The organism is Klebsiella sp. HMSC16A12 (genome assembly GCF_001808265.1).
In the GTDB taxonomy this organism is placed as follows: domain Bacteria; phylum Pseudomonadota; class Gammaproteobacteria; order Enterobacterales; family Enterobacteriaceae; genus Klebsiella; species Klebsiella pneumoniae.
The window spans coordinates 1-13,444 of sequence record NZ_KV792529.1; the positions used below are offsets into that span (position 1 = coordinate 1).

The window sequence follows — 13,444 nt, forward strand, 5'->3', positions numbered from 1 at the left end:
CACTAAATCAGTAAGTTGGCACCATCACCGAGAAGGATTGACCATATGGCACTTACAAAATATAATAATTAACGATAAGTGTAAAATTGGTTATAATTTTTCTATTTCTGCAGGTGTGATAATAGGACAAGCCGAAGAGAGAGCACCTGAAATAGGTAATAATGTCATGTTAATGGTTAATACTTCAGTACTTGGTGCCAGCATATGTGATAATGTAGCTATCGGTGCCGGTGGTTTAGTCATAAAAGATATTGACGATGAGTTTACTGTTTGGGCAGGATCACCAGCAAAAAAGATATCTAATAATTATCCCGAACCCCATATGGAAAAAGGTAAAGGTATATTTAAAAAAATAGAAGAAGGATGAAATAAGATAGGAGTAGTAGTGTGGAATTATGATTTTCCTTCCGAAAAATACAACAATTTTCATAAGCGTTGTATTGGTTAATATAATGTCCGAACTATAATCTTTATTCTTTGATAAAGACAGCTTTGAATTTTATTATCATTATCTATATAAAACCATTGAAAAATCTTTCGGATATTATAAATAAGGTGTTGCAAGATCATAGTCATCAATTTAAGATGCCAAACGTCTATTTGTAATAGAGAATATCGATAGTATGAATATCTAATAGATAATGGCATTTTAACTCTTGGTAATGTTATATATGTTATTTTCTCGTAAGAATGATAACAGTAATATGAGTGGCGAAGTTCAGGTAAAAATAACAATCTTATAACTGAGAAAATTGTGATGTTGCTCGGAGTATTGAATCAAACTCGTTGCTTCATTTGAACTGCCCGGCTAGAGTTATATAACCTTGTGAAGAGCTACCATCACTGAGATGTAGATGCTGGAGATAAGCGCCGGAAGGTAAAGTTTAAAGACCACCTTCATAAAAGACAGAGGGTGGTCTTCTAAGACTACATCTTGTAAGTGGAGTTACTGTTACTTTTTGGTTACTGTCCTAGCAATGAACCCGTAATAAATTTGTGTAATTGCCTGATTTTAATATGTTCAATCCAACATAAAAAGCAGGTTGATGTATGGACGGAAAAAGTTGCAGGCTCTGGCTAACAAAGTAGCCAAAAATCTCAAAACCCTGACGATCTCAGTCAGTTTTATCGCCCCCTCAAGAAAACCTGTGTTGATGAACTTCTGTAAAGTCCCATGTCAGTTTGTCTCTTTTTACTTGTTGTGAGCAAGCAAAGATATTTCAACATGATTGGTCTTCAGGATACAGGCTTACAGGATCAATCACCACTTCCCAGGAGATGGTTTAGGGATAACAACAAGAAATCTGCTTTGCCGGCTTTTGCAATTTTGATCCCCCTCATAAAACGAGATAATCTTTAAGCTGGGCTGAAGGTCGCAGTGACTTAATAATATAGGGAATGCTATGAATTAAACCGTAGCCTACAGGCTACGGTTTAGAAATAGAGGGAAGTGTGGTTATGCTTGGTAATATGCCTTATACCAGTCCACAAAGTTCTTCACGCCATCCTTGACCGACGTCTGCGGTTTAAAGCCAACCAGATCATGCAGTGGCTTGGTATCGGCGCTGGTTTCCAGGACATCGCCCGGCTGGATCGGCATCATGTTTTTCTCAGCTTCCATCCCCATCGCTTCTTCCAGAGCGGTGATGTAGTCCATCAACTCCACCGGCGAGCTGTTGCCAATGTTATATACCCTGTATGGCGCGGAACTGGTGGCCGGCGAACCGCTCTCAACGGTCCAGTCGGCATTGGCCTGCGGGATCACATCCTGCACCCGAACCACCGCCTCGACGATGTCGTCGATATAGGTGAAGTCGCGCTTCATTTTGCCGTAGTTGTAAACGTCGATACTTTTTCCTTCCAGCATCGCTTTCGTGAACTTGAACAGCGCCATATCCGGGCGACCCCACGGACCATACACTGTAAAGAAGCGCAGCCCGGTGGTCGGGATGCCGTACAGGTGGGAATAGGTGTGCGCCATCAGCTCATTAGCTTTCTTCGTCGCGGCATAGAGTGAAACCGGGTGGTCAACTGAATCATCGGTAGAAAATGGCATCTTGCGATTTAAACCATAAACCGAGCTGGACGACGCATAGAGTAAATGCTCAACTTGATTATGTCGGCATCCTTCCAGTATGTTCAGATAACCGATCAGATTAGAATCGGCATAAGCAAAGGGATTTTCCAGCGAATAGCGCACGCCGGCCTGGGCAGCAAGATGGATCACCCGGTTAAATTTCTCATTAGCAAAAAGTTGGGCGACACCGTCACGATCCGCCAGATCAATTTTGTGAAAACGGAACAGGGGAGACTGGAGTAAATCCAGACGGGCCTGCTTGAGATTGACGTCATAATAGTCGTTCATATTGTCGAGGCCGACAACCTCATGGCCCGCATTGAGAAGGCGCTTGCAGGTATGAAACCCGATAAAGCCTGCGGCTCCAGTCACTAAAAACTTCATATTTATCCTCCGAGTTAACTTAGTCCCGCTATATATAATTGTCGATTTTACACTGGCTGGCTGCGTGGATCACCTGATTTACCATCATTGTTTACTGGAATCTAGCAATGAAACCAAAGCACGCATTCAATCCCTGAGCGGATTACCCCAATCCGGAGTTAGTGAAAAAATATATATTACTGGAGGAAAAAACACTAAATTTAACAAAATTATTAAAGAGGGAGACAAGGAAAGTTGATAACTGGCTATAGCATTTTGCATGCCTGTAACCAGCACTGACAGGGCTTTGCTAACTTTAAAAAAGGCATCTGTCGATGCCCTGAATAAAAAGTAATTAATACTTGCGATAGAATTTTCTTTTATAAAAAACCGCAAGGTCAATCGTCAGTGCTAAAATGTATTTATTTAGCGAGGGCAGATTGTCTCTTTTACGTATGCCATCGCTCCATTGATTTGCTTTAATAAATTCAATCAATGCTGCACGGTTGTTTTTATTCCATAAAGAGCTTAATATCTCGAAGGTCGAGGGTACATGGTTTTTCTTAACGTATCCACCTAAGCCGAATGTTTCGTTATGATTTAAATTATTAAAAGCGTCAGTTAGAGATTTATTACTACCACTAATTAGCACATCCCAAATATTTAGGGCGTAGCCACGTACAACGTCGTGAGTAATGCCATAACTCAACACTGCAGCGGAGAAGGATTCCATACCGGCCAGGATCCCTTCTTGAAATGTTTTTGTGAAATTATGCCACGCGCTGTTTTCGTCGTCGTTAACACTGCGAATAGCGACTATCTTACCATTCTCCAGCCCATAGCCTGTTACGCTACCTGAAGGGGAGTTGGTAATCATTTCAATAGGAGCAACGGAATCAAGAAAATGAGGATACTCCAGTTGGTGATTCAAATCTGGGCCAAAAGCAACTTTTGATGTGTTTGATGGTTGCTCGTTGAGAAATTTCTGCAGGCCCAGATATATGCCGGTAAAATGAATATCAGGATAAAGAAGAGCAATATTATCGTGAATGGTGCCACGCCAGCCGACATCGACTACGCAAATACGCGCATTGATATCATCAGTTAGACCTTTTGTCGCAAAATAGTTCTTCAAAAGAGCTCTTTGCTGCATCACATGCTGCCAGAGCGTCTCTTTGAAACCAGAGTCGTCAAAAAGTTGCTGAATACGGCTGTCCTGCCATGGATATTGGATCTGTTCATCTGCAGGAATCCCATATTTGTCGATGAAACTCTGGAATGTTTCAGGGGCAACGTTAAGGGTCTTGAATAAAGAGCTAATGGACTGTGTGCTATATAAATTCCAAACACGCATCATCTCTTTTATGCTAATTTCTTGTAGAGACGGCGCGAAGGTAGCCAGACGGCTGACTTCTATAATATCGATTTCTGGTAACTTTATTTCTTTAATATTAGTCTTGAGATGACTAATCAAAATATTCATTGCTTTAATGAAAAACTCGCCTTCACGAGTGAAAAAGAGGATTTTTTCACTTTTTGATATGACGGCTTGTTCCAAAATTTTAAGGCAAAAACCAGCGATTAACGGAGTTGTTTTCAAGCCAAGCTGAAAATCAACTGATAAATCTTTAGATGCTGCATATTTATTAAGAATATTATTGGTGATCGTTTCCGTGAGATCTTCATTTTTATTCCAGAGAAACTCTTTTTGCTCACGCAGCTGATGCTGTTGGGCTGGGAGATACCGAATACTTTTTATACCTTTTGATGTCGGCATTTGCACATCGGACCATTCATTATCGCCAATATGTATCCAGTCAACGCCGGCTAACTGATATTTTTGTTGAATAAAATCGAAGAGACGTCCACTTCTCTTGTTCAGTCGCTCGTCAATTGAAGAAACGCCATCTGATATGACAGACTGATCCAATCCAGCGCTAACGAGTAACTCTGTTAAATCAGTGGATGAAGTATAAAAATCGGACAGAAAGATTGTCTTATCAGAGGGATATTGCGCAAGAAAGTCCTCAATACCTGGATCCAGATAGATGTGCTTCTTCTCTTGCTCAATTTCCCAGGAATATAGCTCATGTGCTATCGCTGGCGTATCATATTGCTCTGCAGAGATATAGTTTTCTACCCATTGAAGCATTACATCCTGAATGAGATACTCATCATCATAACCAAGATCTTTGTTTTTCTTACCAATTAAGCGCTCTGTTTCAACTCGCTTAGTAAATAGCTGGTCGACGGAATCAACATTGTGTAGCGAATGAAATTTAAGGAAAAAATAATATGCAGTTGACCGCTTTATGAAGTCTGGATGGCAATCACGACGCAGAATTGTATCCCATACATCAACAGTTTTGAGTTTAAATTTATTCATCTGGATTAATTCTTCAACTTAAAATAAAGCGCGCTTAAAGGTGTGCGCACAAATAACGGTAAACGTAGAGCAATTCTCTTTAACAGACTCTGATGCGCGAATGTTAACGTGTTGGCAATATCAGGTCTGGCAAGAGGGGCTTCAAACGGGGGCTTATTATACGATCGTGAAATCACTTCTGCTGTGTATGCCTGCTCGTTCATCACGCAGTTGAACGCTTTGTAAAAGCCTTCTGTTTCCGTTTCCAGGGTACGCCCATTCATAAACTTTTGACCAGCCGAGCTCATACTCGCGGCTAAATCAGCATCGTTTAGAATTTTCATAATACCGGTGGCAATGCTTTCAGGTGTCTGTTTACACAACAGCATAGCATCTTCGCTAAAATCATAAAGATTGTTTTCTCGCCAGACTTCAACAACGGGAAGGCCTGCATTCATCATTTCAAAGGGGATGCGAGAGGGATTTGAAGAACTAATACAGAGTCCTACGGAGCATTTATTATATAGCTCATTACATTTCGGCAAATCTAATAAACCTAGATTTTCATGCTCGAACCAGAGATTATCATTAATTGATGAACCATAAAGATAAATTTTAACATCTGGCATGCAATGTTTAACTATACCTAAAGCCTCAATACCAATACGCGAACAACGTCGCGGTTTATCTGGCTGATAGATAAAGCAAACCGCTTTTTCTTTTTGAATGGTGGGAACGCGCTTATAGATATTATGATTCGCCCCAAATTCGAAGTGATAGCTTTCAACAGCAAAATCATTTTGCAGTTTATATCGTAACCAGCGCCCAATCGTAATTGGCTTTAAGCCGTAACAGTATGAATTTTCAGCCATCAGGTAAGCATCGCCCACCGGGTTGAAGTAAGCTTCAAAATCCTGAACGAAATATAAACGTTTACAATCAAATGGTAGAGCGGCCACGAATGGTGCAGAATACCATATTGTTGCAACTGCAGCATCACATGGTTGCGCATTATTCCAGTCATAAATGACGTCTTTAAATTTTAGACCAAATAATTTATGAATTACCTCTGCACCGCTTGTTTTGCCGCTTTTATCTTCAAGATAAATTGTACATGTATGACCCATTTTTTCCAGATAAGCGGCATGTTGCAGCATTGTGCGGTGGCCACCAGACCCTTCAATGAGTTGAGGTATAAACCAAGCAATATTAGCCATTATAACCTTTCACAATAGAATTATTTTATATTTAGCATGCGTAGTAGATGCCTTATTACAGGCGTGCTATTAATCTTACGCAGTATGGTATTTGCACGTTCTAGATCTGCAGAGAGCTGAGCAATATGGAGATCTTTTTCATCGATTAATGAAATTAATTTTATGTTTTGATTCTGTAATTCATCAACTTTCTGTTCCTTAGAGGAAACTTGACTATTTAAGTCAGTTACATTTTGAATTTGCTGCTGAATAGTTTTATTAGTCTGCTCAATTAATTGATTTTGCTGAGCAGAGACCAGGTCACGCTCATCAATTAAATTTTTTTGCGTAAGAACAGTGCTGTCTCGCTCATCAATAAGGCGCTTCTGGTCGTGAATAGTTCTATCGCGTTCATCAATTAAGCATTTTTGCTCATGAATTGTTCTGTCACGCTCATCTATCATTTGCGACATATTATTTATTGCATTCATGCGTTCATGAAGCAAAGCCGACCAGGTGTTACCGTTGTCAAAATTTGCAATGTTGAATTTTCTGCCTGGTATGGCGTTTTTAATGTTGACCATCTTTATAAGCCAATCAAGAATATCATGGTAAATATAAAGCACAAAATTAAATGGTTGAGATATTTTACCCACCAGTTCGTCAGGATGTTGATAAAGTAGCTGTATACCTCTTTTAATCCCTCTATCGACGATTATCTCGGCACAGGAGATTCTATTTAAAGAAATTAATATAACGGACTGAAGATAAAAGCTTTGTAAAATCTTCGTGCCGATAGAGGGGCTAAATTTATCAATGCTGGAGTTTGCTGCACGAGATAAATGGATTAACGCATTAGTTTTATCATTATTTTTGTTACAAATAAGACCTAAAAGTGTCGATAAAGATATGAGCCAACGATATTGATGTGGCGTAGGATTATCCATCTGCGACACATTTGAGCAGTAATCTAGCATTTTTGCGTAAATGTCAGCTGTATCATCACTGCCGCTTAGCATTTGATAACCTAATACTGCCAATGCAGCGGCATAATCGGGGCTGTCAGGAGCACTGTGCTCCAAAATCTGATGGCTATACTGCTGTAGATGATAAGTTGACCTATTCCTGAATGGGAATTCTACGATCCCGCGAATAAGCCACGGGTTAGTATAATCTCTGGCAAAAGCTAATAGGTTTTTTGGTGGATGCGAGTAGCCATAAATCGTTTCCTGATACGGAAGCTCTGACCTGGCTAAAGGGCTTTTCATAAAAACACATAATTCAGGAGAGAGTGTAATTTCCTCTCCCTGATGTATTTGAGTCTTTAAATGGCCATGTTCATAAAATAAATAAACTTCAGGTTGTAAATTGTAATTACTTAATGTCTCAACTACAGTTTTATCTGTATGAAAACTAACGTACCTGCCAGCGGGCACCAGGTAAGATATAATGACTTTGAGTGCATTATTTAGTCCATCATCGGCATATTTATCAGTAATGAGAAAATGGTAGCCATTGCCATTTAGCTGAACACTTTTAATTTCATCCAATGAGTAAATTTCAACTTCAGATGCCTTGGTTTGTTCTGCAATAATATTTTTAATGTTTGTTATCGAATTTTTATTCTTAATGATTACAAGTACTCGATCCCCAGGACGTATGTAGGGAAAAGTATTTACAAGTTTTTTTTCAAAAATAGTCGTTTCTAAGATATTTTTGTCTGTCGAAACTCCTGACTGACGTCTATAACTCAAAACTATCTTTAGGCTTTGATCATCCCGAAATTGTTCATCATAGCCAGGATTGAGCAAATAAAATACAGTGTCTATCGAATAACCAAGATTGTCAGTTATATTAATAAAATCCTGGAAACTCTGACCGTTTCCCTTTTCTACAAAGATATTAATAACGATTTTATTTACAAGCTGTCTTGCAGCGGTTCTGACAATCTTGACATATTCATTAAAATTATTATCTTTATCATTGGTTAAAAGGAAATTAACCTTATTGCGGTTAAGAATATCTTTACACTGCGCCAGATCAGCGCAGTTGTGCACCTTATAACCCTTCTCTGCAATCAGGCCCTCAGTTTCTTTTGGGTAATTTTGTAATAAATACACCCCAGGCCCGAGATAATCAGTTATTGAAATATCATTCATCAACTTACCACTCTGCAGTCATCTTGAGATCCAGAATGCCACCAAAGAAATATTCATCACGCAGGACATTAACGTGAAAAAACGCGGCTTCATCACGCCAGTGTAAAATGCGCTGCGAGAAATAATTAGGTGTCCCCTCATAGGATATCGCCGCCTGTATTTCATATAGGTTTGTTCCTAAAGTACATTCAAATTCCATATCAACATAAAAACGCTCGCCTGCTTTAAACTCACGTTCCCAAAATTGGGGATCTTTAAGTTGATGGAAACGAACATACATGTCCTGGTTTAACGTTCCCCATGAATAAATTTTGACGCCTTCTTTATTGCGAATACGAATGCCAACGTTAATGTGGTTTATATCTTTATTTACTTTGCAATTAACACGAACTCTGATTTTATCACCAGGGTTAAAGGCATTGCTGCGTTCACCAGAAGCCGTAAACAATTCAACATTTTCAACCTCTGCTTCACCTTCACCGAACGATAGTTTATCTGTACGAGAGGGCGAGGTTTCCTCTACAGCAGGGGTTTCAGCATTAGCACTAATTTCTATCTTAGCCGGCGCGGTGGGGGTTTGATTAATATCGCGAGTGGCGTCCGCGTGGGCAGCAACTTCCTCTGCTAACTGAGAAAAATACTTACTTTCTTCCCGGTGTAGTAAACGACGATATTCAAGTAAAACTTCTGATGATAAGCCAGTACTTAATTGCGTCCCACGATCGAGAAGAATAGCTCTGTTTGTTAAGGTACGCACGGACTCTTGATCGTGTGAAACAAACAGTAAAGTTACGCCATTGCTGGTTAATTTCTCAATTTGTTGGAAACAGCGCTTTTGAAAAAGTGCGTCGCCTACAGCAAGTGCTTCATCTACGATGAGAATATCTGGCTCTAATTGTACCTGAACGGCAAATGCAAGACGCACCATCATTCCGCTGGAGTATGTTTTTACCGGCTGGTCGAGATGGGTTCCTATATCAGCAAAACCGGCAATAGCATCAAATTTTGCATCTATTTCTGCCCGCGATAATCCCAGAACGGCGCCGTTAAGATAGATGTTTTCCCTACCGGTAAACTCTGGGTTGAAACCGGAGCCTAATTCCAGGAGGGCAGCTATTCTTCCCTTGGTTTGTATCGTGCCCGTTGTTGGAGTTAGCGTGCCGGTGATTAGCTGTAGTAATGTACTTTTGCCAGAACCATTGCGTCCAATAATTCCCGCTGACTCACCTTTATTGATGGTAAAGTTGATGTTATTTAACGCCCAAAATTCGTTATAGTAGCGTTGTACAGGTTTCCCAACCATACTCTGGACTTTAGGTAAGAAAAACTGTTTTAACCTATCTCTGGGGTTTTGGTAAATGTTATAGCATTTGCTAATGTTACTTACGCTAATTGCAATGTTATCAGATGACATCGGCAAATCCTTTTTTTGTTTTTTGGAAAAATAAAAAACCTGCAGCACAGATAACTAAACCAATAAGCATATTAATTGCGAGCATGGTCCAGTTAGGCTCAATTCCCCAGTAAACAACTTTTCTTGCTTCTTCAATCATAAATGCCAGAGGATTCAACATTACAATTTTTTGGAAAACCACCGGTAATGCTGATAACGGATAAAATACGGGAGATAAAAACATTAATATTGTTACGATGATACTAATAGTTTGTGGCATATCACGAACAAAAACGCCCAGTGAGGCCAGGATCCAGCTTAATCCAAGTATAGAGAGCATAAGTGGAATAGTAATGACTGGCAGTAACAGGACAGTAAAATGAAGCTGATGCTTAAACACCAGTATCGCGATAAATAAGACTATGAGGCTAATGCTGGCATGAAATAAAGCAGCCAGCAGATTTACTATAGGTAATATCTCAATAGGGAAAACAACTTTTTTGACGAAGTTTACATTTGAGGTGATAAGGCTGGTTGACCTGTTAATACATTCTGCAAATAAGTTAAAAATAATCAGTCCGGTAAACAAAATGATTGCAAAATCTGCATGCCCGGTATCTGGACTGCTTCCCCAACGAGATTTGAATATAACCGAGAATACAAATGTGTAGACTGTTAACATCAATATGGGGTTGAAAAGTGACCATGCCAGACCAAGAAAGGATCCTTTATAGCGTCCCATAACGTCTCTTTTAGACATTTGCCAGATTAACTCGCGCTTCTGGATAATTATCTTCGAAATATTTACTAAAGTTCCAATCATTATTTTTACCGCTTTGTTGTACTTAGTATTTTATTGTAAACACATAACGTTTTATCTATAACAATTTCTTTGCTGAATCTTTCTTTTACAATTTCGGCTGAGCGTAGGCCGAATTTTTTTCTTATTTCCATGTTATCTCTAAGATATTCAATTTTCTCCGCGATCTCACTAGCGCTATGTGTTTTTAGTACACATCCATTGAAATTATCTTTAATTATAGCTTTACAGCCGGGTACATTTCCGACAATGCAACTTCGGCCCATAGCACACGCTTCAATGATTATTCTTGGCACGCCTTCTGAATATTTAGTTGGCAAAATCACGACATGGCTATTTCTGATTAAATTTTGGATGTCATCTCTTCGACCTAACCAAATGATTTTTCCTTCTTTTTCCCATTGCAAAATTTGATCTAATTCAATTCTATCCGGATCTTTGTCATCGAGAATTCCCGCAACGTATAAGGTTGTGTTATTTTCATTTTGTTTAACCTTACCGATGGCCTCGACTACTTCACCGAGCCCCTTTGACCATAGCAAACGGCTGGCAAATAATACCGAGAAATTATTCTGAGTTGGTTCTGGCTGATAACTAAAGCGAAACCTGTCTACCCCGGCTCCTTCAATGATATGGATGTTATTTTCATCAAATTTAATATATTTATTCAGCTCAGCAAAGTCAGCATTATGCTCAAATATTACTTGCGCTGGGCTTTTTGCTGATAGCAAAAGACTATAAATTGACAGTACTGAGTTGAAAATGAATTTATTCAACCAACCTCGTTTATTGCCAAACAATCTCCCTAATCCCACAAAGCTCACGACAAAAGGGATGCCTGCAACCCGGGCATACAATCCACCAAAAAGGATTGGTTTTATAGTAATTAGATGAATAAGATCGGGTTTAATTTGCTTACAGATCTTTCTAAATGCAGTGAATATTGAAATGTTTTTAAACACATTTTTAGAAAATCTGTTAAGCTCAATATCCCAACATTTTATACCTTTTTTTTCCAGGTTATTTTTGATGGCGTCATCAGCAAAATTACTTACAAGATGAACTTCATACCCTTTGCTAATTGCCGCTTCTGACCGGTCCAACCAATGCAGTTCGAAGTACCACGCTGCATTGACAAAATACACTATCCTCATACCATTCCTCAACAACCCGCGAGATGGTCAATCACGGCTTACTACATGTAATGTAGGCACGCTACCGCCCTTGGCTCTGGCTGCCAAAGGGCGAAACTCTTGTTTTGTCAGGAGTATTGACGGCCAGGCTACTGACCGCTGCAACTACCCAATGTCTGGTTGTTAAATACCAGCATACACCTCACTGACCACAGGTTTCCAAACTCCCGTGATTCGGCTAAAAACCAGGCTATTATGAAATATATTCCTGACAGCATATGTTTTGCATTATAAGAGCATAATTTCTTACGCATTTTATGCCTACTGGATGATTCCTATAGCTAACTGGTTGTTTCATAAAAAAAATCTATAAAGTAAAATAGTTCATGGATTTCAAACAGATACATCCAACTGTTACTTATTTCATAACATAGCTTTACATTTGAGCTCACTTTGAACATTTAGTGAATGAGAGGCCGTGTATGGTGAGTTTTTATGCATTTAATTTTTATTTAACCTTGTGTGGACATGTATAAACTTAGGGCCGGGATCTTGAAGCCCTAAAAGGTTTAGGCGCAAATTATGCGTCTTACCCTACATTGGGTTAAATCTTCCGCGCCCGCCAAAACTACTATTGATCGCCATTGTCGGATACGGTGCCTCCGTTTGATAGATTTCATGGATTTATTGAGCTGCTTACGCCGCTGTTATTATATTCTTTTATAAGAACATTTCCAGTGGATTTGCCCCTATATTTCCAGACACCTGTTATCACTTAACCCATTACTGGCCCGCTGCCGCAGATATTCCCGTGGCGAGCGATAACCCAGCGCACTATGCGGATGCCATTCGTTATAATGCTCGAACGCCTCTGCAAGGTTCTTTGCTGCCGTTAACCCGTCTGGTTTGGGCATGATACTTATGTAGTCACGCTTTATCGTTTTCACGAAGCTCTCTGCTATTCCGTTACTCTCCGGACTCCGCACTGCCGTGTTCTTCGGTTCAAGTCCCAACATCCTGGCGAACTGACGTGTTTCATTCGCCCGGTAGCATGAACCATTATCCGTCAGCCACTCCACTGGAGACGCCGGAAGCTCGCTGCCAAAGCGGCGTTCCACTGCTCCCAGCATGACGTCCTGTACTGTTTCACTGTCGAAGCCACCCGTTGTGACCGCCCAGTGCAGTGCCTCACGGTCACAGCAGTCCAGCGCGAACGTTACCCGCAGTTTTTCTCCGTTATCACAGCGGAACTCAAACCCGTCAGAGCACCATCGCTGATTACTTTCTTTCACAGCCACTCTGCCGGTATGTGCCCGTTTCGATGGCGGTACAGCGGGTTTTCGCTCAAGCAACAGCGCATTCTGGTGCATGATCCGGTAAACACGTTTGGCATTGATCGCAGGCATACCATCAGGTTCTGTTTGTCTGCGAAGCAGCGCCCATACCCGACGATAACCATATGTGGGCAGCTCTCCGATAACATGGTGTATACGGCGAAGCACATCCGTATCATCCGTGTGACGGCTGCAGCGGCCGTCCTTCCAGTCATCGGTTCGTCTGAGAATGACGTGCAACTGCGCACGCGACACCCGGAGACAACGGCTGACGAAGCTTACTCCCCATCCCCGGGCAATAAGGGCGCGTGCGCTATCCACTTTTTTGCTCGCCCATATTCAACGGCTTCTTTAAGGAGTTCATTTTCCATCGTTTTTTGCCGAGCAGGCGCTGGAGTTCTTTAATCTGCTTCATGGCGGCAACAAGTTCAGAGGCAGGAACGACCTGTTCTCCGGCAGCCACAGCAGTAAGACTTCCCTCCTGGTATTGCTTACGCCAGAGAAATAGCTGGCTGCCTGCCACACCATGTTGCCGGGCAACAAGGGAGACCGTCATTCCCGGTTCAAAGCTCGTGAGCGTTAAGTGAGCGCCGTATTGACGGTT

Annotated in this window: 7 protein-coding genes and 2 pseudogenes; 1 reads left to right on the forward strand and 8 read right to left on the reverse strand. The window is 40.7% G+C overall.

Going from position 1 to position 13,444, the window contains the following annotated elements:
• A pseudogene (locus tag HMPREF3140_RS28545) lies at positions 1-367 on the forward strand (hypothetical protein); the annotation flags it as partial.
• A gap of 1,089 nt (positions 368-1,456) precedes the next feature.
• Here the strand turns inward: HMPREF3140_RS28545 and HMPREF3140_RS02170 are convergent.
• The 8 genes and pseudogenes from HMPREF3140_RS02170 to HMPREF3140_RS02205 form a co-directional block, all read right to left on the reverse strand.
• Positions 1,457-2,461 carry an NAD-dependent epimerase gene (locus HMPREF3140_RS02170; RefSeq protein ID WP_070552828.1) on the reverse strand — a complete coding sequence of 335 codons (1,005 nt, stop codon included), beginning with the start codon at positions 2,459-2,461 and terminating at the stop codon, positions 1,457-1,459.
• Between the two features lie 334 nt (positions 2,462-2,795).
• Positions 2,796-4,826, reverse strand: coding sequence for a hypothetical protein (locus HMPREF3140_RS02175; RefSeq protein WP_023157742.1), 2,031 nt, complete (start codon positions 4,824-4,826; stop codon positions 2,796-2,798).
• A 5-nt stretch (positions 4,827-4,831) separates the two neighbouring features.
• The gene (locus HMPREF3140_RS02180; RefSeq protein ID WP_023157741.1) at positions 4,832-6,022 is read right to left on the reverse strand and encodes a rhamnosyltransferase WsaF family glycosyltransferase; all 1,191 of its coding nucleotides are present in this window, start codon (positions 6,020-6,022) and stop codon (positions 4,832-4,834) included.
• Positions 6,023-6,042: 20 nt separating this feature from the next.
• A complete protein-coding gene (locus HMPREF3140_RS02185; protein WP_032411926.1) occupies positions 6,043-8,160 on the reverse strand; it encodes a hypothetical protein in 2,118 nt (705 codons plus the stop codon).
• Positions 8,161-8,164: 4 nt separating this feature from the next.
• A complete protein-coding gene (locus tag HMPREF3140_RS02190; RefSeq protein ID WP_004189153.1) occupies positions 8,165-9,574 on the reverse strand; it encodes an ABC transporter ATP-binding protein in 1,410 nt (469 codons plus the stop codon).
• Positions 9,564-10,376: an ABC transporter permease gene (locus HMPREF3140_RS02195; protein WP_004189155.1), complete on the reverse strand. Its 813-nt coding sequence runs from the start codon at positions 10,374-10,376 to the stop codon at positions 9,564-9,566. Before HMPREF3140_RS02195 ends, HMPREF3140_RS02190 begins: the two co-directional genes overlap by 11 nt.
• A 5-nt stretch (positions 10,377-10,381) precedes the next feature.
• Positions 10,382-11,527 (reverse strand): glycosyltransferase family 4 protein, encoded by a 1,146-nt coding sequence (locus HMPREF3140_RS02200; RefSeq protein ID WP_004189158.1) that lies wholly within the window; start codon positions 11,525-11,527, stop codon positions 10,382-10,384.
• A 728-nt stretch (positions 11,528-12,255) separates the two neighbouring features.
• A pseudogene (locus HMPREF3140_RS02205) lies at positions 12,256-13,444 on the reverse strand (IS3 family transposase); the annotation flags it as partial.

Coding starts and splice junctions, on each gene's coding strand:
- HMPREF3140_RS02170 (WP_070552828.1), bottom strand. CDS start 2,461: ATGAAGTTTTTAGTGACTGGAGCCGCAGGCTTTATCGGGTTTCATACC.
- HMPREF3140_RS02175 (WP_023157742.1), bottom strand. CDS start 4,826: ATGAATAAATTTAAACTCAAAACTGTTGATGTATGGGATACAATTCTG.
- HMPREF3140_RS02180 (WP_023157741.1), bottom strand. CDS start 6,022: ATGGCTAATATTGCTTGGTTTATACCTCAACTCATTGAAGGGTCTGGT.
- HMPREF3140_RS02185 (WP_032411926.1), bottom strand. CDS start 8,160: ATGAATGATATTTCAATAACTGATTATCTCGGGCCTGGGGTGTATTTA.
- HMPREF3140_RS02190 (WP_004189153.1), bottom strand. CDS start 9,574: ATGTCATCTGATAACATTGCAATTAGCGTAAGTAACATTAGCAAATGC.
- HMPREF3140_RS02195 (WP_004189155.1), bottom strand. CDS start 10,376: ATGATTGGAACTTTAGTAAATATTTCGAAGATAATTATCCAGAAGCGC.
- HMPREF3140_RS02200 (WP_004189158.1), bottom strand. CDS start 11,527: ATGAGGATAGTGTATTTTGTCAATGCAGCGTGGTACTTCGAACTGCAT.